19 protein-coding genes and 3 pseudogenes are annotated in these 21,750 nt (G+C 43.0%); 16 read left to right on the top strand and 6 right to left on the bottom strand.

The annotated features are described in order from the left end of the window. Nucleotides 1-89: 89 nt before the first annotated feature. Entirely contained in the window at nt 90-1,271 is a 1,182-nt protein-coding gene (locus NST83_RS18095) for a cellulase family glycosylhydrolase (protein ID WP_342415172.1), read from the top strand. A gap of 44 nt (nt 1,272-1,315) precedes the next feature. Further along, complete coding sequence (locus NST83_RS18090; RefSeq protein WP_342415171.1) at nt 1,316-2,953, top strand: glycoside hydrolase family 43 protein; 1,638 nt, start codon at nt 1,316-1,318, stop codon at nt 2,951-2,953. Nucleotides 2,954-3,024: 71 nt separating this feature from the next. Here NST83_RS18090 and rarD read toward each other — a convergent pair whose 3' ends face one another. After that, the gene (rarD, locus tag NST83_RS18085) at nt 3,025-3,921 is read right to left on the bottom strand and encodes an EamA family transporter RarD (RefSeq protein WP_342415170.1); all 897 of its coding nucleotides are present in this window, start codon (nt 3,919-3,921) and stop codon (nt 3,025-3,027) included. 143 nt (nt 3,922-4,064) lie between these two features. Here rarD and NST83_RS18080 point away from each other — a divergent pair, with 143 nt between their 5' ends. From NST83_RS18080 to crcB (NST83_RS18060), 5 genes are all read left to right on the top strand, one after another. Continuing rightward, nucleotides 4,065-4,511 carry a triphosphoribosyl-dephospho-CoA synthase gene (locus NST83_RS18080; RefSeq protein WP_342415169.1) on the top strand — a complete coding sequence of 149 codons (447 nt, stop codon included), beginning with the start codon at nt 4,065-4,067 and terminating at the stop codon, nt 4,509-4,511. Nucleotides 4,512-4,838: 327 nt separating this feature from the next. Next, nucleotides 4,839-6,980 carry a UvrD-helicase domain-containing protein gene (locus NST83_RS18075; RefSeq protein ID WP_342415168.1) on the top strand — a complete coding sequence of 714 codons (2,142 nt, stop codon included), beginning with the start codon at nt 4,839-4,841 and terminating at the stop codon, nt 6,978-6,980. A gap of 343 nt (nt 6,981-7,323) precedes the next feature. Beyond that, nucleotides 7,324-8,634 carry a replication-associated recombination protein A gene (locus tag NST83_RS18070; protein WP_342415167.1) on the top strand — a complete coding sequence of 437 codons (1,311 nt, stop codon included), beginning with the start codon at nt 7,324-7,326 and terminating at the stop codon, nt 8,632-8,634. A 103-nt stretch (nt 8,635-8,737) separates the two neighbouring features. Further along, entirely contained in the window at nt 8,738-9,139 is a 402-nt protein-coding gene (gene crcB, locus NST83_RS18065; protein WP_137064021.1) for a fluoride efflux transporter CrcB, read from the top strand. Continuing rightward, complete coding sequence (gene crcB / locus NST83_RS18060) at nt 9,136-9,492, top strand: fluoride efflux transporter CrcB (protein ID WP_342415166.1); 357 nt, start codon at nt 9,136-9,138, stop codon at nt 9,490-9,492. Before crcB (NST83_RS18065) ends, crcB (NST83_RS18060) begins: the two co-directional genes overlap by 4 nt. Nucleotides 9,493-9,607: 115 nt before the next feature. Here the strand turns inward: crcB (NST83_RS18060) and NST83_RS18055 are convergent, their stop codons facing one another. Together NST83_RS18055 and NST83_RS18050 are read right to left on the bottom strand one after the other, a co-directional pair. Then, nucleotides 9,608-10,438 (bottom strand): PPK2 family polyphosphate kinase, encoded by an 831-nt coding sequence (locus NST83_RS18055; RefSeq protein ID WP_342415165.1) that lies wholly within the window; start codon nt 10,436-10,438, stop codon nt 9,608-9,610. A 102-nt stretch (nt 10,439-10,540) separates the two neighbouring features. Further along, nucleotides 10,541-10,828: a hypothetical protein gene (locus tag NST83_RS18050; RefSeq protein ID WP_342415164.1), complete on the bottom strand. Its 288-nt coding sequence runs from the start codon at nt 10,826-10,828 to the stop codon at nt 10,541-10,543. A 417-nt stretch (nt 10,829-11,245) separates the two neighbouring features. Between NST83_RS18050 and NST83_RS18045 the strand changes: the two genes are divergently transcribed. Then, the gene (locus tag NST83_RS18045) at nt 11,246-11,815 is read left to right on the top strand and encodes a hypothetical protein (protein WP_137064018.1); all 570 of its coding nucleotides are present in this window, start codon (nt 11,246-11,248) and stop codon (nt 11,813-11,815) included. A 36-nt stretch (nt 11,816-11,851) separates the two neighbouring features. Then, nucleotides 11,852-12,472, top strand: a complete 621-nt coding sequence (locus NST83_RS18040; RefSeq protein ID WP_342415163.1) for a hypothetical protein — start codon at nt 11,852-11,854, stop codon at nt 12,470-12,472. A gap of 50 nt (nt 12,473-12,522) precedes the next feature. Here NST83_RS18040 and NST83_RS18035 read toward each other — a convergent pair whose 3' ends face one another. Then, nucleotides 12,523-12,972: a hypothetical protein gene (locus tag NST83_RS18035; protein WP_342415162.1), complete on the bottom strand. Its 450-nt coding sequence runs from the start codon at nt 12,970-12,972 to the stop codon at nt 12,523-12,525. Nucleotides 12,973-13,788: 816 nt separating this feature from the next. Between NST83_RS18035 and NST83_RS18030 the strand changes: the two genes are divergently transcribed. Continuing rightward, complete coding sequence (locus NST83_RS18030; protein ID WP_342415161.1) at nt 13,789-14,865, top strand: WXG100 family type VII secretion target; 1,077 nt, start codon at nt 13,789-13,791, stop codon at nt 14,863-14,865. A gap of 11 nt (nt 14,866-14,876) precedes the next feature. After that, nucleotides 14,877-15,098, top strand: coding sequence for a hypothetical protein (locus tag NST83_RS18025; RefSeq protein ID WP_342415160.1), 222 nt, complete (start codon nt 14,877-14,879; stop codon nt 15,096-15,098). Between the two features lie 256 nt (nt 15,099-15,354). On the opposite strand, the gene mnmA is transcribed toward NST83_RS18025, so the two are convergent. After that, on the bottom strand, nt 15,355-16,476 hold the full coding sequence (gene mnmA, locus NST83_RS18020; RefSeq protein WP_342415159.1) for a tRNA 2-thiouridine(34) synthase MnmA: 1,122 nt from the start codon (nt 16,474-16,476) through the stop codon (nt 15,355-15,357). A 304-nt stretch (nt 16,477-16,780) separates the two neighbouring features. Between mnmA and NST83_RS18015 the strand changes: the two genes are divergently transcribed. Next, entirely contained in the window at nt 16,781-17,200 is a 420-nt protein-coding gene (locus NST83_RS18015) for an Rrf2 family transcriptional regulator (protein WP_014282941.1), read from the top strand. Between the two features lie 837 nt (nt 17,201-18,037). Here the strand turns inward: NST83_RS18015 and NST83_RS18010 are convergent. Continuing rightward, entirely contained in the window at nt 18,038-18,520 is a 483-nt protein-coding gene (locus tag NST83_RS18010; RefSeq protein WP_342415158.1) for a PLAT/LH2 domain-containing protein, read from the bottom strand. 72 nt (nt 18,521-18,592) lie between these two features. Here NST83_RS18010 and NST83_RS18005 point away from each other — a divergent pair. From NST83_RS18005 to NST83_RS17990, 4 genes and pseudogenes are all read left to right on the top strand, one after another. Continuing rightward, nucleotides 18,593-18,843, top strand: a pseudogene (locus tag NST83_RS18005) (hypothetical protein). 185 nt (nt 18,844-19,028) lie between these two features. Then, a pseudogene (locus tag NST83_RS18000) lies at nt 19,029-19,393 on the top strand (transposase); the annotation flags it as partial. Nucleotides 19,394-19,487: 94 nt separating this feature from the next. Beyond that, the gene (locus tag NST83_RS17995; RefSeq protein ID WP_342415157.1) at nt 19,488-20,189 is read left to right on the top strand and encodes an SAM-dependent methyltransferase; all 702 of its coding nucleotides are present in this window, start codon (nt 19,488-19,490) and stop codon (nt 20,187-20,189) included. A 401-nt stretch (nt 20,190-20,590) separates the two neighbouring features. After that, nucleotides 20,591-21,637, top strand: a pseudogene (locus tag NST83_RS17990) (transposase); the annotation flags it as partial. Nucleotides 21,638-21,750 lie beyond the last annotated feature (113 nt).

Raw genomic sequence — 21,750 nt, 5'->3', positions numbered from 1 at the left:
ATAACATGAATTCATGATATAAGATTACGCCATTAATTCATACAATTCAATCAAGCACAAGAATAGATCATGATCGGGAGGCGGTTTAATTGGAAACCAACTATATCAATGGTGTAAACCTGGGGAATTGGCTTGTTCTGGAGAAATGGATGAATCCCGGAATGTTTGAAGGTACAACGGCTGACGACGAATATTATTTGCCAACTCAACTGAGTCCGGAGGTCTATGAAGCAAGAATTCGATTGCATCGCCATGAATATATTACGGAGCGTGACTTTGCAACGATACGTTCATATGGAATGAATGCCGTACGTATCCCGGTTCCCTATTTTATTATGGGAGATTGTCCGCCATATATTGGTTGCATTGAAGAACTGGATAAAGCATTTGCATGGGCGAAGAAGTATGATCTTCAGGTGTTGATCGATCTTCACACGGTGCCTGGAGGACAGAACGGGTTCGATAACGGTGGTATCTCCGGTGTATGTAAATGGGCACAACAACCGGAGAGTGTCGAGTTTGCACTTCAATTGCTGGAAAAATTGTCCAACCGTTATGCTGCACATCCAAATCTATGGGGCATCGGCGTACTGAATGAACCCATTACTGAGCGGACATGGAAATCTATGGACGTTCAGAATCGGTATAAACCAGCTGATCCGGAGCTTGCAGCCGGGAGTGCTCCCATCTCTATGGAATTTTTGCGGACTTTCTATGTAGATGCGTATCACCGGATTCGTCGCTATCTTCCGGAGGACAAGGTCATCGTAATACATGATGGATTCGAACTGACAGCATGGAAGGATTTCATGCAGGAAGAACAATATAAAAATGTTGTGCTCGACACCCATCAATACCTCATGTCAGCAGAGATGTATGGTTGTGAGCAAACGGTAGAGGGATACGTCAAATTTGTTGAAGAGTACCTGACCAAAGAGATTGTAGAAATGCAGAAATATTTCCCGTTAATCTGTGGTGAGTGGAGTTTGTTCAATTCGTATGGAACCGGAATTGATACTTCAGGTGGACTTTCACCTGTCAATGGTGTTGAAGCACATGAGGACAAGCTGGATGTCGAAGGGCGAAAGCAACTGTACAGTACAGTCGCTAATGCACAGCTTGAAGCATGGAGCAAGATGAGTGGTCACTTTTACTGGAATTACAAACTGTTACTGGATACCGTTAATGATGCAGGCTGGATTGGCTGGGATAGTTGGGATCTGGGGAAATCGGTAAGCCTTAGGTGGTATCCGGTTACAACACAAAACTAAATCAATAAATTGGATTATTCTCAATCAGAGAGGAAGCAAATATTATGATCAGGAATCCGATATTTCCCGGATTTAACCCGGACCCTTGCATTTGCCGAAAGGGAGAGGATTACTACGTAGCTGTATCAAGCTTTGAATGGTTTCCGGGAATTCCCGTGTATCACTCCAAGGATATGAAGAACTGGGAGCTGTACACGCATGTACTTACTGATGATGTACAGGTGGATTTGAAAAAGTTGCCTTCAGCCAAAGGTGTATGGGCACCTTCATTGACTTATAGTGAAAAAGAGGATCTCTTTTATGTGGTATATGGTGCAATGAATTCGATGAATGCCAGATACTTTGATATAGATAACTATCTTATCACTGCACGGGATATTCAGGGTCCTTGGAGCGAGCCGGTATACCTGCATTCGTCAGGTTTTGATGCCTCCATCCTGCATGATGACGATGGACGAAAATGGGTGGTGGCGCTTGAATGGGAAACGAGAGAAGGGTACGAGAAACCAGGTGCCATCTGTCTGGTGGAGTATTCACCAGAGAAAAGGGAGATCGTCGGTTATCCGAAACGAATCTGGTCAGGGGGCACAGATCGAGGGTGTATCGAAGCACCGCATCTCACCAAACGTGGGGAGTATTATTACATCATGTGTGCCGAAGGTGGAACGGGTTATGGACACAGTGTAACGATGGGACGTGCTAAGAACGTTTGGGGGCCTTACGAGGGTGACCCAATGAATCCAATCGTTACTTCCGTCCCAGGTGATTTCTACGAGAGGCATGACCCCGACCATCTGAAGCCCAAATATTTCAATCCAGAGTCAGTTCTGCAGAAATCAGGTCACGGCAGCTATGTAGAGACGTCACTTGGAGAAGTCTATCTTGTACATCTGTGTGCACGTCCATTTGTTCCTGAACTTCGCTGTACGCTAGGGCGGGAAACGGCTATCCAAAAGATGAACTGGACCGATGACGGCTGGCTTCGCATGGAGGACGGAACGAATCTCGCCAAGGAATATGTGCCAGAAAGTCAGTTGACCGAGCATCCGGTAATGGAGATTCCAGGTTATGATGACTTTGATTCACCGGAATTGGGAATCCAGTATTATGCCCCCAGAATGATGCCACAATCTTTTACCGATTTGAAGACACGTCCAGGTCATGCCAGAATCCGTGGACAGGAGTCGAGAACGTCCCTGAACAGGGTCAGCATATTGGCGAGAAAATTGACTTCCTTTTATGCAACGGTGACAACCAAAATGGAATTTCTGCCTGAGGTTCCCCAGCATAGTGCAGGGGTGATTTTGTATTACGACAACATGAACTACATTAATCTAAGAAAGTATTCTAGTGAAACGTTGGGACAAAGTGCGTTGTCTATTATTCATCTGGATAATGGCGAGAAGACTGAGCTGTTGAGCACCCGTGTTCCAGTTAAAGATGTACCCGTATATCTGCGACTGAACATTGTGGGCAGGGAAACATGGTTTGAATGGAGCTATGACGGAGAAGTGTTCGAAGCGATCGGTGATAAATTCGATACCACAAAATTTTCTGATGAATACAGCAATTACGGGGAATTTACAGGATGTTTTGTAGGTATAACCTGCGCAGATCGGGTAAAGCATCAGCACTATGCGGACTTTGATTTCTTTGAATATTTGGCTAACGATTTTAATTAAAATAATAAGGTTAAGTTGACTGCGCGAAATAGCGATTGTCAACTTAACCTTAATTTTTTTGGACTACATCATTAAAAGTTAGTTTTTTTACGATTTTTAACGAAAGATGAAGAAGAGTAGACTGCAAGTCCCAGCCATATGAAACTAAATGCAATGATATGTGCATTAGTTAACGTTTCGTGATAGAGAAAAATACCAGTAATTAATGCGATCGTAGGGGAAATATATTGAAGGATACCTAGTAAAGATAACGTTACTTTTTGAGCACTCTTTGTAAATAGAAGCAGAGGCAACGCAGTGACGACACCAGTACCAATCAATAGTAAGCTATTCGGAACCGATTCAATAAATTGTAGTCTGTTTTCAATGATTAAATATATTAGATAGCTCAAAGCGATCGGAGTAATTACCATAGTCTCAAGGGCTAAACTAACGGTAGAGTCTGTATTAATTTTCTTTTTCAAAAGGCCATAAAATCCAAAAGTCAATGCCAAGCACAAGGAAATCCAAGGGAAAACTCCATATGCCAAACTAAGTGAAAGAACGCCTAGATCTGCTAGTATAAAAGAAAGAGTTTGAAAAACAGTTAACCTTTCCTTTAAAGCTAAGACCCCAATGATCATACTTGTTAAAGGATTAATATATTGCCCGAGACTTGCTTCTACAATCCTCCCATTAATTACAGCCCACATAAATATTCCCCAATTAGAGCTGATAAGTAAAGAAGCGATAACAAGTAATGAGAGTAACTTTAAGTTTTTTAGGAGCCCTTTTGTGAAAGTGATGTAATCTCTCCATTTTTTTGTGACTATGATTAGAAAAAGAACAAAAATATAAGACCAGATCACACGTTGAGCTAAAATTTCACCAGAGGATATATGTTGAACTAGTTTCCAATATAGAGGAGTTAATCCCCATAGTATATACGAAAATATAGCATACATAACACCATCTTTTTCATTATTCATTTTCTTAATGCCTCTTCCTCTTAGTTCTTTATGCTAGAATGCATAATATCAAAAAAAATTGTAAACCGATAAATAATAATATGGTTTACAATTAAGAGTGTCAAGCAAAAAGATTGAAACATATCATCTAAATCTGTGTCTTGATGTTTGCCGCAACAGGCGGGGTGAACACACATAAAGGCCTTATTTTTTCGCTAGGAATTATTTGTGCTGCTGCTGCGTATTGTTGTACGACACGAGCAACTGCTAGCAGGCTGGATGAACAAATCATTTGTGAGACCATTGCTCAGATGACCAAAGGTTTATGTGAGAGTGAACTTGTATTCCTGGAAAAATCAACAGACTTAACGGTCGGCGAACGGTTGTACAAAGAGTGGGGCATGACGGGTATACGTGGTGAGGTGGAAGCAGGCTTTCCAACCGTGCGAGAGCATGCTCTGCCCGTCTATCGTGAGTTGAAGTCATCGCAACGATACCATGTGAATGATATCTGTGTTCAAACTCTGTTACAACTGATGGTTGTCAACGAAGATACGAATGTCGTTGGTAGACACGATAGGGCAATGCGGTTCATAGCCGATCCATTTTAATGAAAAAGGGCTGTCCCCAAAGTGATATGTTCCCCTTACAACAGACAGGTTAATTCGTAAAACCTACTGCTGTAAGGGGATTTTTTATGAAAAGAAATAATTGTGAATGAAGCTGTGTAGAAGCGAGCCTTGGTTTTTTAGAGGATTAGTGTAATCCATTAATTTGCGTGTTTAATAAGAGGTCTTTCGTATATGGAAATGGGCGTACTAGGAAATAAGATTGGATTTTTTGGGGTTAATGTGTTACGCTTACTTTTCTTTTTTTGTGTCGGAGCAAGTGAATGGGATGCAGAAATCGAGACTTGATATTCTTAGGAGGTAACTGAAATGGAGAACGGGTTTCAAAGTGCCTATCAAGAAGAACAGCACAGGCTGTCGCTTGCTATGGAGGAAATTGATCGCAGATTGGAACGGCTTCGCAATACGCCGGTGTACACGGGACATGATTTTACGGAGCAGGTGCTGGAATCCGGGCGGGAGGAGAAACGTCAGGCTTTGGCAAAAAGTGCGCAGGAGCCTTATTTTGGACGCATGGATTTTGACGAACGTGGCAGGGGACAGCGTAAGCCGCTCTACATCGGCAAAATCGGAGTGGAGCGCGAGGAAGCGTCTGCGTATCCGCTTGTGATTGATTGGCGCGCGCCGATTGCCAGCTTGTTTTATTCTTTTACAGGCGGTGAAGAAACCGCGTCCTACGAAGCTCCTGAGGGAACGATTGAGGGCTTGGTGTATTTAAAGCGCAACGTTGTCATTCGTAAGAGAATACTGGAACGGGTAGCCGATACGTACAACCGTGAAAGCGACGAGCCTGCGGTTTCCGATGAATTTCTCGTCTATCGTCTGGGAGAGAACAAGGATAACCGATTGCGGGATATCGTATCTACGATTCAGGCCGAGCAGGATCAGATCATCCGTGCGGCTAAAAATACAGCCCTTGTCATTCAGGGGGTAGCGGGTAGTGGCAAGACAACGGTAGCGCTGCATCGTCTCGCATTTTTGCTGTATCAATACAAGGAGCAAGTATCGGCGGACAAGATGGTTATTTTTGCACCAAACCATATGTTTCTCGATTATATTTCAGATGTACTTCCAGAGCTGGGAGTCGGAAATATTCAGCAAAGTACATTTGCGGACTGGGCACTTAACCTGTTGAGTCTGGATTTACCTATAGCTGATCCTGCTGAAACGTTAGCTTATTGGTTTGAGAGCGGCAGCCTCAGAACGGAATCTATGGATGAGGCGCCAGGGCGATTCAAAGGTTCGATTCGCTTCATGAAGCTGCTTCAAGCCTTTGTGGAACGGCTGGAGCCTGTCTCGGTCCCGGAGGGAGATTTTTCACCATGGGATGGGGCGGCGCTCCCGCGAGCCGAGATTTTGAACTGGTTCAATGAGGAATACAAGCCCTATCCGCTTGCGAAGCGAAAAGAACGCGTGCTTGCAAGAGTCCATCGCTGGATTGAAATGGAGCTGAAAAAGTCGCCCTCGGCGGCTGCGCTCAAGGAACGCAAGAAAAAAGCGGGACCCCGGGAAAAGGCATATGCTAAAAAATGGCCCCAATACGACGCGCTGACGCTTTACAAGCAGCTTTTTCAGGCAGCTAAAGGATTACCCGCAGACACGGCTGCGGAGCTGAAGGCTTCTTTGCCTGCTGCTATTTTTAAGACCACACAGTCGGACCTGCGTAAACAGGTTATCCGCGAAGAGGATCTTACTGCCTTGGTATATCTTCATGTACTGATTCATGAGGTAGAATCGTCTCAACGTTTTGACCATGTGGTCATTGATGAAGCGCAGGATTTTTCACCTTTTCATATCGCATTGCTGGATTTGTTCGTTAAAGGGCATTCCTTCACGATATTGGGTGATCTGTCGCAGGGTATTCACGAATACCGTGGCGTACATGCGTGGGAGGAAATGAGTTCTCTTTTTGCGCCGGAACATACGGGATATTTTGCACTTACCCGAAGCTACAGATCAACGCTGGAAATTATAGAATTTGCAAATACGATTTTGGAGCAGGGGGTTCGCGGCGGCATTACGGCAGTTCCGGTATTCCGTAGCGGCGATCCGGTGCGTACTCTGCCATATGGTACATCGGGGCGTGAACAGAGTTTGCTGACCGCTCTGCAAGAGCTTTCTTCCAAGGAATATCGCACTGTATCTGTGCTGACGCGTACCTTGAAGGAAGCTGTGGAGCTGTATGAGGCTTTTACGAATGCAGGGTTAAATGTGAATCTGATTGACGGCGGTAAAAAGCAATACGAGGGCGGATTGTCCGTTCTGCCTGTGTACCTGTCCAAAGGGCTGGAGTTCGACGCAGTCATTGTGGCGGATGCCGACCAAAAACATTATGGAGAGCTGGCATGGGATGCCAAGCTGCTGTATGTGGGCTGTACCCGTGCGCTGCATGAGTTGTGGCTGTTACATGAGGGTGCGCTTCCGAATTATGTACAGGAGCAGGCGAAGTAAGGAAAGGGTATTTTAAATTAGCGCCTGAGTTGATGTTTAAGTAACTGCTTAAGCTACCATAATGGTGAACATCATGGGAGTCATATCAGCAATAAGAACAGCCACGAAATTCTCTTTCGTTCGGCTGTTCTTTCTTTTGCTTACAGGATTACAGACATGTAAATATATAGTCATACCGTGACCGTGCTATCTGCAACTTGTCTGCGGGTATGGTAGAATAAAAGGCGGTTCATACCGTTTTTAGGATAGAAATTTCAAGGTTTCAATCGCATGAGCGAACGCGATGTATATGGACCCCGTAGGGGGGAGTGTTCCCTCATATCACCATAAGGAAGTGAATGAAATGGACTTATTTTCATATTCCCAAGAGTCGATGCCAAACAATCGGTTGCTTGCTGATCGGCTGCGTCCGACTTCGCTGGACGAATATATTGGACAGGAGCATGTCGTCGGTCCGGGCAAGCTGCTGCGAAGAGCTATAGAGGCAGATCAGGTTTCTTCCATCCTCCTGTACGGGCCACCGGGATGTGGCAAGACGACGCTGGCGCATATCATTTCACAACACACGCAAGGCGAATTTGTCCGCCTGAATGCAGTAGAAGCGTCTGTGAAGGACGTGAGGGAAGTGATTGACCGCGCACAAACGAATAAATCGATGTACGGCAAAAAAACCATCCTGTTTCTCGATGAGGTACATCGTTTCAACAGCTCGCGTCAAGATGCATTGCTGCCAGCGGTGGAAAAGGGTACGATCGTGTTTATCGGCGCCACAACCGAAAACCCCTTTCACTACGTAAACGGCGCCTTGCTAAGCCGCTCTACGTTGTTTCAGCTCCAATCGTTGACGCAGGAGCATTCGCTGGCAGCCATGCGCCGCGCCTTGGGTGATGCGGACAAGGGGCTCGGTTATATGCAGCTTCAGGTGGACGAAGCTGCGCTGGATCACATCGCGTCCATGGCGAACGGCGATATCCGTCGCGCCCTGAACGCGCTGGAACTGGCGGCGCTCACGACGCCTCCGCTGGCAGACGGCACGATTCACGTGACGCTGGAAGTTGCGGAGGAATCCATTCGCCGCCCGATTGTCAAGGCAGACGAGTCCACACAGTATGACGTGCTGTCCGCCTTTCACAAAAGCATTCGCGGCTCCAGCGACGCGGCGCTGTTCTGGTTTCTCTACGCCGTAGAGAAGCTCGGCATGGACCCGATGACCTTTCTCCGCCGCCTCATCGCGGCGAGCAGCGAGGATATTGGCCTGGCAAATCCGCAGGCGATGGTGCAGGCAGTGAGTGCGCTTGAAGCTTATCGCAATAACGGCTGGCCGGAGGCCAAGCTGAACATCGCGCAGGCTATTTTGTTCGCCGTGGAGAGCCCAAAATCGAATGCTGTATATACGGCGATTTCACGGGCCATGTCGGCTATGGACGACATCACATCCGCTGAGGTTCCGCTGCATTTGCGTGATGCACATTACAAAGGCTCGGAGAAGCTGGGGCATGTTGGCTATCAGTATCCGCATAATTATCCGAATCATTATGTGAAACAGCAATATTTGCCCGATTCGATAGCAGACCGAACCTTTTATCAAGCTACAGAGCAGGGGAATGAGTCGAAAATCAGACAAAACCAGCAATGGCGGGATTCACAGTCGTAGAATATATGTAGCAGACGGATATATGTAGTGAATAAGATCAGAGGTATAGCCACCGTTATGGTTGCACCATGAATATTGCAAAAGTGAAGAAGGGGACATAAAGATGAAGGACGTGCTATTCGTCGGGGCGGGAGGAGCGCTCGGAACCTCTGCCCGTTACGGCGTGCAAACATTGCTGCCTGCGGCAGGGGCTGATTTTCCACTTGGTGTGCTGTTAATCAATTGGATCGGCTGTCTGTTTCTCGGCTGGTTTTTCACCGTAACCTTACGGTCGTGGCGAATCAAGCCTCGCTGGCGACTTGCCATCGGAACAGGCTTTACAGGAGGCTTTACCACTTTTTCCACCTTTGCAGTGGATGCTGTGCGCCTGACGGTTCATGATCGTGCGCTTACGGCTGTGTTGTATCTGTTGTTCAGTGTATGTGGAGGTCTGTTTTTGACATGGACAGGTATTCGTCTGGGCACGAAAATGACGCAAGCTGCCCCCAAGGAGGATAGCTTATGATCTGGTGGGCGGCGGCAGGTGGAATGGTCGGTACATTGGCGAGATACGGGCTTGGCATGTGGGCCGGAAAAAGGTTCGGCATCGCATTTCCTTGGGGAACATGGATCATTAACATCAGCGGTTCCTTTCTACTCGGCTGGCTGTACGGCGAATTTACGCAGCATAATCTGTCTCTTGCACTTTGGATGCTGTTAGGAACAGGCTTTTGTGGTGGCTATACCACCTTTTCAACATTCGGGTATGAATCTCTCCAATTGATGGAGCGCAAGGAATATCGGTGTATGGCTGTGTATGTGCTGTCTTCCGTGGTGGTAGGAGCAGCAGCGACTGCTGTTGGATTTGGGGTTAGTTGACGCAATAAAGCCTCCAAATCCCTCGCGTGGCATTTTCAGCCATGAGTAAGGCTTTGAAAGCTTTTTTTATTGGGTGTGTTAACAAACACATGATAGAGTACTTGCGCCTGCGAAGCTATTTTTTATCCCGTTCTTTATACAGCTCAGGCAAAAGGGATTCCAGTTCCGGTCTTGGTTCAGGATCGGACAGCTTCATATCCTCCAGCGTTTGGACGGCAATGCGCAGTACAGTATAATCCCTGTACCATCGGTTATCCGCAGGAACGACATACCACGGAGCCTGCTTGGTTGCGCTTAGCTCCAGCACGTCCTCATAGTATTGAGTATATTGCTTCCAATATTTACGTTCCTGTAAATCACTCGGATCAAGTTTCCAGTTTTTATGCGGCTTTTCAATCCGGTCGATCAGCTTCTCCAACTGGAATTGCTTTGAAATATGTAAAAAGATTTTGACGACCTTTACACTGCTATCCAGCAGCAGTTGTTCAAAATGTTTGATGTGTTTAATATTTCGTTTGGCCTGCTTGTCGGATACCTGACCATGAACACGTGTAATCAGTACATCCTCATAATAAGAGCGATTGAATGCCGCGATATATCCACGTGCCGGGGTTACGCTGTGGGCACGCCACAGGAAATCGTGACTTAATTCTTCGGCTGTAGGCGATTTAAAACTGTGGACAGTCACCCCCGCCGGATTGAGGTTGGAAAATACCTGCTTGATGACGCCATCTTTTCCGCTGCAATCCATACCTTGAAATACAAACAAAACGGCTTGTTTTTTCTCCGTAAATAATTTGCTTTGTAATTCCGCGAAGCGTTCCTTCAATTGATCGGTTTCCTGCTGAATTTCTTCTTTATTTTTAATATCCTGAGTATCCTTGGGGTTCCACTCTTTTAAAGAAACTTTTTTACCCGGTGTCAGCATTCCTAATGAATCAGACATAAAGGCACGCTCCTTTTCAATTGAAGTAAGATATCTTGTCTACATCATATACCCAAATGGGGGTGTTATCAAAATTTCCTTATGTATCTTGCTTTTCTTGGTTTAAACGGCTACATTTTCGACATTCTGGTCACGCTTTTGGTCACAGAATTTTTCTTCAATTTCTAGTGGACCAGATCCTTCTTTTTTACTCAGTAAATTACTCAATCTTACTGCTGCATCTGACTGCATTTTTTTCAATAAATGTGAATAAGTATCCAAAGTTATAGTTACACTACGATGTCCCAATCTTTCGGAAACAACTTTTCTTTTCATCAGCCTTGTAATTGTGTTTGGGAAAACTTGCTTTCCAATATTTATGCAACAGACTAAATCATTATCTACATCCATTTCGAGTAACCATTATGCATTTATTCCTGTAGTCAACATTCCTCCCTTGTCTCATCCCTGTGTGTATTGCCAAGAAATAGACGATGTAATGTCTATTGGACTTTCTTTCTATATTAGACCACAATTTTTCTGTCTAGAAGAGTGTAGCCGATCCAGTATATTGAGCCTGAAGCAGAGCTATAAACTTACATTTCAAGTAGGAAAAAAGAATCAAATTGATGTCGAATTATGAAATATTTTGTTTAAATGGTAGATTGTTGTAAAGGTAGACTGTATATTAATAGTGGAAATGTCCAAATAAAAAGGGAGGATTGAGTTGAAAACAAAATAACATCTCAATGATTCTAGTTGTAGTGGCTTTCTGTTACGTCAGGAATGATAATAAGATTTCCAAATTTCCTAAAAGGGGTGCTAACCTTGAAAAAACTATTAGCTTCCAAGAAAAAACTTTTTTCCATGGTCGGAATATTATCTATTGCCGTGATTTCTATTAGTTCCACTTCTTTTGCAACTAGCTTTACCGGAGGGAGAAGCTCAGCCAATTTTAATGCATATTATGATTCCTCTGTTTCTACGAATGGCTATACCAGTGCCTATGATACCGCACGTTCTGATTGGAGCGCTGCGTCTGGATCAGTAAACATTGGTAAAACGACATCGACGAGTGGGACTCCAGACAGATATTATGTCGGTTCTACAGCTACATCTGGTTTATTGGGATTGACAACTCCGTATAAAACATCTGGTGGTGTAGCAGGTGTAAGTGATAGCTGGGCATATGCCACGGTGGTGATTTATCATAATCAGATGCAGGCTTTCGGTATGAATTCCGCACAAAAAACCTCCAACGCAACCCATGAGGTTGGCCATACGTTATCTCAAGCGCATCCATCAACTTCTAGTAGCTCTGTTATGAAACAAGGTATTCAGTCTATCGGTGTTCAAGCATATGACAAGCAATCCTTAATTGCTAAGTGGGGAAACTAATTAGCATAATAACTAATTTAAGGAAGGGGCACTATTATGACTTTTAATAAAAAAATAAAGTTGGGTATTTCTGTATTAGCGGTAGGGGGACTGATTGCTTCAGGGAGTCTTTTTTTTACATCCACAAATGCTTCTCCAAAATTTTCAGAATTAAATACTCCAAAAATTTCGTTAGAAGCTTCTTATATTGATTATAAAACTGTAAGCGAATTGGACTCCAATGCAGAGCTTATTGTGATAGGGACTCCTTTGCAGGAGTTTGATGATCGACAACATATCGTTACAAGCTTTGATGATGGTACGATACAAGACTTTTATACACTTACGAATATAAAAATTGATAAAGTGATTAAATCACCCGAAGGGGCAGCATTAAACGTAGAAGAGCCATTGTCTATCGTGGAGCCGATTTCTTATATTGATGATGCCGAAGGCAAGAAAAAAATAGCTTATGAGGATTATACTGAATTGAAGCAAAATGAAAAAAGTATTATTTTTCTCAAGAAAAATACACAAGGACAGTATAGCGTAATCAATATGGATCTCGGAAAGTTTGCTATTGCACCTTCTTCTCAATCCCCTAGTATTTCGGGGGAAAAACAAGATTCAAAAGAACAATTCCGAGAATCAGTATTGGAAAAATATGATTTGAAATAAAATCAAAAAAGGTCTGTTCTTTATTTAAACAAAAGAACAGACCTTTTTAGTTAATCTTTAATTCTCTCAAGTAATTTATTTATCGAATTTGTGGAGTTGACTGATATCTTATACGCAGTATGAGTATCGTCCTTATTCACATACATAGCATTGCTGGTTGGATCGTTATTGTTAATCCATAAATAATAAGAATCTTTTGTTCCATCTTTTTGGAATGTAACTTCGTAATTTGGAGAATCCGTATTAGCTATACCTAATATCTTTTCTGATTCCTTAATTGCATTGATAAATATCATAGTGTCCGAAGTATCATTAAATGTAGCAATTACATCTTTTTTTGTTTGTTGTTGCAGCAGTGTGGCGTCCTTCTGTAGTTTGTAGACTATTATTTTCTCCTGCCCCTTCCCACTTTGAGAAATAACTATTTTTTCAGCGTTAGAGCTACAAGCTGTTATTAACAACAACACGATCATCAAAAACAAAATTCCATTCTTCCGCATAATAGAACAAATCCCCTTTCTGAAATTTACTCTATAGACGATCCGAATTGGTGAAATGTTTCAGTTTAAAGAATAATTTTGTTTTAATGTATAAAAATAGATAATAGTGTGTTTTGTTCATGAAATATCAAGTTAAGTGGAAAGAATTTTGACTTACCTCGCTATCAGGCAATGCGGTTAATGATTCGTGAGGGTGATTTTGGATAATGAAACTTTGTTTGATAGTCGCTGAAGGAATAGAGGTAGTCAAAGCAGCAGGGGTGAAATTTGATCGTCCTATGCAGTAGATCACGCCTGACTTTGCTATGGTATATGACAAATGGAAATCTGGAGTAATCAAGGCTGTGGAGGCAATGGAGAAACTAGTCATGAAAAACAGGACATTCTATCGTAGAGTTAAAGAATGAGAACAGCAGAAACAAGTAGGATAAAATAATGCACATGTATATGTATGCAGCCTAAATAAATCCTGTCTAGGTTTCTTAGTCATGTCTACGTGACCCATATTAGCAGTAGCAGTATTGCCCAAAAGTTAAATATTAATACTCAGCAACTTAGAAACTATAAAAAACCCCTAACACTCATTCCTGAATTACAGCATATGCTTGAAGAACAAGATTTGAAAGCGACGACTGCTATATCCTAACTTAAGCATCATCTAACAGCGATGAACACTACTTTAGACATAGTAAATCTATTTATATCAGTCCATTTGTCATATAATTTAAAAGGGAATTTCAGGATGATAGTTGGATGTCCCTAAACATCTCCTTCTGATAAGATTATTTCCATCTAAATTAAAATGGACGTGATCAAATGGGTAGAATATTGGTTCCACCTGACAAACTGATGCAAGTGGCTGACCAATTTTTGCAAGGCAAACAGCAAATGGGACACATGTGTGATCAACTGAATCGGCAAATGATGTTCGTCCAAGGTGGATGGGAAGGCTTGACAAGTCAGCGATTCTTCCAAGACTTTCAAAGATCACAACAATCCATGAGTGTGACGCTTGAACGATTATCGACGGTAGCGCAGGAACTCATTTTTATTTCAAAAAGTTTCACACAGGTAGATGGTGAGGAAGTCGTACTGGATGTGCCGGGAAATGGTGTACCTATTAAAACGGCATCCAGCAGTGAAGGTTGGCTACATAAAATTTTTGAACAGATCGGACAGGCTGAGATCACCAAGGCTGAAGCTCAGATGGAAGCTAGCAAGTTGCAAGGTGAAATTTTATGGGATACTGCTCAGGGAGCAAAAGGTGCGATTCAGGAGGATTTAACCTTGGGAATGTTGCCCGATAAAGATCGTGGCTATGACCATCCCATGGCAGCTAAAGCAGGTGAAATTCTAGGTCATGTAGCTACTACATTACAGGGTGTTGCTGAGGTGGTGGTTGGAGCAGGTGGAGAAACATTATCAGCCGTTGTTTCAGCTTCAGGCGTAGGGAGCATCGTTGGCGTACCGGGATTGATTGGATCAGCAGCTTTAGCGGCACATGGAGGTACAACCGCATTCAAAGGAGCTAGTGGGATCGGAAAAAGCTCAGCGGAATTGTGGCAGATGACAAAAGGAGAAGGTGGGGGTTCATCTAAACAAACACTTACTTCCAACAAGGGAACGTCGATAGATGTTACTCCTTCATCTAATCATACAAGTACGACAACGAATCCACATCCGGCTAAAGGTGAACCTAACTCATCTATTGATATTCTGGATAAAAATACAGGTGAGATAAAAACAAGAAGATATTATGATGAAAATGGAAGAGCTACACGCGATGTAGACTATACGAATCATGGAAATTCAAAGCAGCATCCAGAGTGGCCTCATGAACATGTTTTTGAATGGAAAGAAGATGGGACATTTAAAAGAGTTAACAAGAAGTAGGAGGGATTGTTTTGGAATACAATGAATTGGTGGAACGTTTTGGAATGGGGGAAGAGTTTCAGTTCTACTATAAAAACGATAGCTATTGGATTAGCCAGAATGAAGAAGAGTACTTTCTTACTCGTGAAAGAGACAGTTTTTCGCAATCGTTTGAATCAGCAAGAGAGTTGTTTGTTAATGGGAAGATTGATGATAAGACTATTTTAGAGTTGTGGGATAGTATAGAGATTTGAAAAGTACAATTTAAGCTTACTCCTTAACAATAAAAACGGGAGTGGGCTTTTTTTACATAGTTAGCCTATCTGAATAAAGAGGGATGAGATTTGCATACACCTTATTATGGATACCTTCAGCTAATGGTGATTCGATATGACTAGATGAGAAGCTTGTTGGAGAAAAGAGCATCTTTTCATAAAAAAAGCGTCTCCCCATAGATAGAAGAGACGCCTCCTGTTTAAGCATTTATACCAACATCAAACGGGGATTACTTTAAACCGTTTCAGGCTGGAGCTTTTTAACCTTGTCAATGGTTCCGCCACCCAGGCAACGTTCACCATCGTAAAATACGACAGCTTGTCCTGGGGTAATGGCCTTTTGATGTACGTCGAATACGACATGTACGGTTCCATCCCCAAGCCATTGTAAAGTCACTTGCTGATCAGGCTGGCGATAACGGAATTTGGCTGTACAACGGAATTCGCCGAAAGGACGTGTTTCCGTGCCTGCTATCCAGTTCACATCGGTTGCGATCAGGCTGGTGGAATACAAGCTATGGTGACGGTCACCCTGTACCACATACAAAATGTTCCGCTCCAGATCCTTGTCGGCTACGAACCATGGTTCGCCTGAACCGGAGCCGCCAATACCCAAGCCTTGCCGTTGGCCGAGTGTATAGTACATCAGACCATCGTGGCGCCCTTTGACTTCACCTGTAGCGATATCGACCATGTCTCCGCCTTTAGCAGGCAGATACCCGCTCAAAAACTCCTTGAAATTACGCTCGCCGATGAAGCATACGCCAGTGCTGTCTTTCTTCTTGGCCGTATACAATCCTGCGGCTTCCGCAATTTTGCGGACTTCCGGTTTCGGCAAATGACCAATAGGGAACATTGCCCGAGACAATTGTTTTTGGCTCAATGCATTCAGGAAATAGGTCTGATCCTTGTTGCTGTCCACACCGCGAAGCAAGGTGAAACGACCGTCTTCCTCCACAACCCGGGCGTAATGTCCTGTAGCAACATAATCCGCGCCCAAATCCAGCGCTTTATTGAGAAATTCCCCGAATTTAATTTCGCGGTTGCACATGACATCCGGGTTTGGAGTACGTCCAGCCTTATATTCATCAAGAAAATACGAGAATACTTTATCGAAGTATTCTTTTTCAAAATTGACGGTATAGTAAGGAATGTCGATCTGCTCACAGACACGGCGTACATCCTCCGCATCCTCCTCAGCCGTACAACGGCCAAATTCATCCGTGTCATCCCAGTTTTTCATGAAGATGCCGATTACGTCATAGCCCTGCTCCTTCAGCAGCAGCGCGGTAACGGATGAGTCGACGCCCCCGGACATACCGACGACGACACGGGTTTCATGATTGGCTTTAGCCATGGTCATCACCCAATTCTTTCAATATTGTTGTAGAACCCTCCTATTGTAACATAAACGATAACAAGTTACGATGGCTGGACGATCCAACGACACGGAGAACGATGGGAGAAAGTTCTATAAAATGGGCCAAAGCCGTTCCAAATCGCCTGAAAACAACTTTTTTTAAGATTGTTACCGTAATATTTCCCTTTACCTGCCCTAATATGTTAACATAAGCTGAGGGTTAAGATCGGAATAGAGAGGTTTATAGCACCAGTTATTCCGCGTGTTTAACGGAATTGTTACTATAAGTGAGGTGGCACAATTGAAAATATCAACAAAAGGCCGCTACGGCCTGACGATTATGATGGAACTTGCAGCCAGGTTTGGCGAAGGTCCGACGTCTTTGAAAAGTATAGCCGAGAAAAATCAGCTCTCCGAGCATTATCTGGAGCAGCTTATTGCGCCTTTGCGCAATGCAGGTTTGGTAAAAAGTATCCGTGGTGCTTACGGCGGTTATATTCTGGCGGGTGAACCGGCAGGGGTAACGGCTGGAGACATTATCCGTGTATTGGAAGGTCCGATTTCTCCGGTGGATTTCACTGAAGAAGACGATCCGGCGAAGCGTCAGCTATGGCTACGGATTCGTGACAGTATTGCAGAAGTACTGGATTCCACTACGCTCAAGGACTTGATCACATACCAGGAACATGATGAATTGGATAACTACATGTTTTATATTTAGCCAAGAGCTAGTTATATAGCCAAATTGCCTTATCTGGCAAGGGTTTTCGAGGTTATGGATTCGAGCGAGTTACCCGCAAATTACCCACACTCTTTTAACTGTTGATTGCCCATTCGAAATCATCAGCAATCTCAAATTGCCTATTCTCCGTGACGTGGAGATAGATCAGTTCTGTAGCTTTAGAATTGCTCTTGTGCCCGATTCGTGCCTGAATCTCTGGCAGTCCAACTCGCGGATTAGAAGCGAGTAATGATACATGGGTATGGCGTAAACTGTGTGCAGTAAGATTGATCGGTAGTTCAGCTTTCGCAAGAACCTTCCGCATATAGTCGCCCACTCCTACAATAGTCTGAGAGCCTTGGCTACGTTATCTCCAAAGCTTACGACACGTTCGTTCTGTTCATTCTTTGGAGGGATAAAGGAATATTTGAGAACGCTTGTACCGTAAATCTGTTTGTTTACATCAATTGTTCGGGCTTCAAAATCAAGCATGAATCTGGATAATTGTAGAAATTTTTTTCAGTTCGTCCTTCTTAAGAAATTTGGGGAGGACTTGTCTTTTTTCTCCTTTGGTATAACTGCATCAACAGAACCTAGACTACTGTCAATAGAATGGACACCCAAAGTCGAGAACTTCAAGGGGTTTTTCGATACAACCGTTCATCTTGCGTACTGATAACAACATATTCTGAAGCATCGGTGACACCCTACTGGCTAAGCTAGTGGGGAGTTTTTACGTTTAGGGGATACGTTGAAACGTAATGAATCAATCGAAATACAAAAGACTCCATCAATATCGACAGAGTCTTTTGTATGAATAGTTATAAGTATTGGTTTTTAGGAGGGGAAAAGTGTTTCGGAATCTGCAGAACCGCCGTCACCAAGCCAACGGTTAGGGCCATCAAAGGAGAAAGTTTTCCCGTTTCCAGTTATTTTAATATTAGCGATTTTCCAACCTGGTTTATGTCCAGCTCCATCAGTCCTAATAGTAACTTTTCTGATGTCACCAAGGTTGCTAGTGCTGATTCTTATTGTATCAGAATCTCCTTGTTCAAAACTTCCATTGAGTGTAGCAGTAGCATAATCTCCATTAGAACCATACAAAGTTATAGAGATATTTGAGTCTGTTCCAGCATCTTTAAGATTGGCTGTATTTACAGTAACAACGTATTCAACATTAGCAAATGGCGTAACTGACTCTATACTTCTATTAGAGTTTGAACTATTAGTGTCACTTGTGACCTGATCCGCAAAAGAAGGTGCTGCGAAAGCTACAGATGAGATAAGCACTGCTGATGCTAATAGAGATAATTTTTTCATTAATTGTTACCACCTTTCTAGTATTTGTATTTAATGTTATACATGTGTAATGTATGTGTATATAGTCCCATCATGAACCATACATATAAAGTGTTAAAGTCGGATACCGAACTGTTTGCAACTGCATTAAGCCAGGTAAGGGTATATGTCGTTCAGCAATTGGGAGAGGATTTGATAGATATTGCGGAGTAGTGGAGAAGATTACACCGGAGTCGATTAAGATAAACGGATCGTATTTCTTCCGTAATCAATTTGAATTTAGAGTAGATGTCAAGAAGGCTCGACTGGTATTTGATCAGTATGAGCCCTTCTTTCATGCCTAATAAAAAATAAATATGCAAATATTTAGATTATATTTATAGATCAGCAAGTTTATGTTTAGACACACTTTTAGAATTAATTTACCTTAGTAATTGTTCAACAAACCCTAAGTGTAATAAAAGAAATATTGATATTTTTTAATTTTAAAAACTCAACTTTCGCAGAGTCAAAATCGAGTTGACCCCACATTGAAGTCTTTTTTAAATGCACCAAGTCCTTGCTGCGTCTACAAAAAGAGTTTCAAGGCCGCTCCTACGATTCGCTGTTAGCCATACCACGATTGTCTTTTCCCGCTATATTCTGCTGGCCTGGCAGCATCGGCAAAGCACCGATCAACGGACGCTCGGCGGACTGTTTTATTTGCTTTGTGATGAAGTTGGCACGTTGGATTGGGCCGTTGCTTTACAACAACTGGTGGAATTGATGAACGAAATCGCCAATCAAGTCGGTAAGAAACTATCCGCTATGATTAAAAGTCAACTCCAGCATTGGATTTCCGCTCTGCCCAACTACATCAAGGCTTACTTGCCGTTTTCCAGCTGCGAAAGTTGAGTTAGAAACAAAAAAACCATTGTACATTATTAAGAGATCTGGTAATATTACCCTCAAGCATTAAAATAGAATAGTTGAGAAAAGGTGAGCTGAGATGAGTAGAGCTGAGATGAAATTAGATCTGAGTCGTGTAGTTTTTATCGGAAGAACATTTTACGAGTATATGTTAATGTTCAATTTATCAGAAGATGAATTAATTGGTCGAAAGATTCTTGACTGTCCCGCAGGTGCTTGTTCTTTTACAGCAATTGCAAACAAGAAAGGGGCAGTTGTTACTGCAACTGATATTGCTTACTATCATCCCTTCGAACAACTTGCAAAAAAAGGATTCGATGATCTTGAGCATGCTATAATAAATATGGAAAAGGTACAAAGTAATTATATATGGGATGATTTTTTTGGTTCAGTAGCAGGGTTAAAGCAACAAAGAATACAAGCATTGACCGATTGTTCAAATGATATGAAAGAATTTTCTAGTCGATACATTCCTGCCGTGTTACCTGTACTTCCATTTAAAGATGATGAATTCGAATTAACACTGTCTGCACATTTCTTGTTCATGTACGCTGACAGGCTTGATTATGAATTTCACAAGCAAACAGTACAAGAGTTACTACGTGTTTCTAGTCAAGAAGTTCGCATATTCCCATTAATAGACCTATCCTGCAATAGATATGAACATTTAGATGATTTAGTTGATTTTATTCAAACTCAAGGTTATGTGACTGAAGAAAAAACAGTTCCATATCAGTTTCAACAAGGTGCTAACAGTATGTTAGTAATAAAGAAGAATTGATGTGGAGATAGAAAGTCCTAGGACAAAGGCTGCCGAGTATGCTGGCAGTCTTTGTTTTCATAACATCTAGAGCGGGAACAGCTAAAGCTATCTAAATATATCTTACATTATGGTTTATTAACTCAACTTTCGAATCTGGAAAATTGGCCTAAACCCTTGAGGATGTAAGAATTCAAAACATTTACTCATATTGACAAAAAACACCTCGCTTGTTTGGTATCATGGAAGTGTCGAGCAACCATGCCAACAAGAACGGTGCGTAACTCTACGTTACAACAACATTCCCTGTCTGAACAGTCTCGCTTTTCCAAACTTTTTGCCACTTTCCACATCGGGAAAGCCTTACGGCAGGCAGGCATTTCTAAATCCTCTGGTCTTCGAAGGGAAGAACTGGGGCGTCGCTTATTTCATCGACGCGTGTACGAGTGTTCATTATCGACGATTCTGCTTTGAGCCGAAACCGCAGCAAAAAAGCTGAGCTTTTAGCACGTGTATTTGACCACTCCACAGGCAAATTCACCAAAGGCTACACCATGCTAACACTAGGCTGGTTGGACGGTTTTAGCTTTGCTCCGCTTGACTTTGTCATGTTGTCTTCCACCAAAATTGCCAATCGGTTGTGTGAAATGGCTTCGAATCTTTCCAAACGCAGCAGCGGGTACAAACGTTGAATGGAGGCCTTTTCTCGGAAGCCAGATACGGTTGTTGCCTTGCTGGAACGGGCTTTTCGTTCAGGCTTCACCGCCGACTACGTGCTTATGGATAGCTGGTTTATGCAGGCTCCACTGCTTCGTGAGCTCACCGCCAAAGGGTTCTGTGATTGGCATGGTCAAGTAAATGAAGCAGCGCTATCTGGTTCAAGGCAAGCGAATGACGCTGCGCGAAGTGTTTCAAAGTCTTCCCCCATCGAATGCCAAAGACATTAAAGGCTCTGTTACTGTACACACGACCTGCGGTCTGCCCGTAAAGCTTGTTTTTGTGCGTAACCGGAATAAAAAACGTGAATGGCTGGCGATTTTAAGTACAGATGTCACGCTGGAGGCAGCTGAAATTGTACGAATCTATGCTATGCACTGGAGTATAGAGACCTTTTTCAAAGTCACCAAAAGCTATTTGAAACTGGGAACTGAATTTCAAGGCCGTTCCTTCGACCAAGTGATTAGCCACACCACGATTGTATTCAGCCGATATTTGGCGATGGAATACGAACGGCGTCAATCGAGTGATGATGTTGACACTGGGAGGACTCTTTTTTTCTCTTTGCAGATGAGGTTCGCGATCTGGACTTCCAGTTGGCGCTTCAGCAACTCATGATTTTATTTCTCGAAATGTCAGAGGCCAAAAATAAGAAGAACAAAACAGCTGTTCTTTGTCAACTGCAGGAATGGATCTCTAGTTTACCCAGCTATAACAAGGGTTTATTTGGAGATTTGAGCTGCGAAAGTTGAGTTAAAAATCCAAGTAAGTACAATGGGCTGATAAGTCTAATTTGCGGGATATCGTCATAATAGAGGGCTGGGATCGTGATCAAAAGGTGGTCGCACCAACAGGAGACGATAAA

Origin of the sequence: Paenibacillus sp. FSL R10-2782 (assembly GCF_038592985.1) — a bacterium.
In the GTDB taxonomy this organism is placed as follows: domain Bacteria; phylum Bacillota; class Bacilli; order Paenibacillales; family Paenibacillaceae; genus Paenibacillus; species Paenibacillus terrae_C.
Note: the sequence above shows the minus strand (reverse complement) of the source record. Positions and strands in the feature narration are given on the sequence as shown.

Coding starts and splice junctions, on each gene's coding strand:
- NST83_RS18070 (WP_342415167.1), top strand. CDS start 7,324: ATGGACTTATTTTCATATTCCCAAGAGTCGATGCCAAACAATCGGTTG.
- NST83_RS18030 (WP_342415161.1), top strand. CDS start 13,789: ATGGGTAGAATATTGGTTCCACCTGACAAACTGATGCAAGTGGCTGAC.
- NST83_RS17995 (WP_342415157.1), top strand. CDS start 19,488: ATGAGTAGAGCTGAGATGAAATTAGATCTGAGTCGTGTAGTTTTTATC.
- NST83_RS18035 (WP_342415162.1), bottom strand. CDS start 12,972: ATGCGGAAGAATGGAATTTTGTTTTTGATGATCGTGTTGTTGTTAATA.
- NST83_RS18090 (WP_342415171.1), top strand. CDS start 1,316: ATGATCAGGAATCCGATATTTCCCGGATTTAACCCGGACCCTTGCATT.
- rarD (WP_342415170.1), bottom strand. CDS start 3,921: ATGAATAATGAAAAAGATGGTGTTATGTATGCTATATTTTCGTATATA.
- NST83_RS18010 (WP_342415158.1), bottom strand. CDS start 18,520: ATGAAAAAATTATCTCTATTAGCATCAGCAGTGCTTATCTCATCTGTA.
- NST83_RS18050 (WP_342415164.1), bottom strand. CDS start 10,828: ATGGATGTAGATAATGATTTAGTCTGTTGCATAAATATTGGAAAGCAA.
- NST83_RS18055 (WP_342415165.1), bottom strand. CDS start 10,438: ATGTCTGATTCATTAGGAATGCTGACACCGGGTAAAAAAGTTTCTTTA.
- NST83_RS18075 (WP_342415168.1), top strand. CDS start 4,839: ATGGAGAACGGGTTTCAAAGTGCCTATCAAGAAGAACAGCACAGGCTG.
- NST83_RS18040 (WP_342415163.1), top strand. CDS start 11,852: ATGACTTTTAATAAAAAAATAAAGTTGGGTATTTCTGTATTAGCGGTA.
- NST83_RS18080 (WP_342415169.1), top strand. CDS start 4,065: ATGTTTGCCGCAACAGGCGGGGTGAACACACATAAAGGCCTTATTTTT.
- crcB (WP_137064021.1), top strand. CDS start 8,738: ATGAAGGACGTGCTATTCGTCGGGGCGGGAGGAGCGCTCGGAACCTCT.
- mnmA (WP_342415159.1), bottom strand. CDS start 16,476: ATGGCTAAAGCCAATCATGAAACCCGTGTCGTCGTCGGTATGTCCGGG.
- crcB (WP_342415166.1), top strand. CDS start 9,136: ATGATCTGGTGGGCGGCGGCAGGTGGAATGGTCGGTACATTGGCGAGA.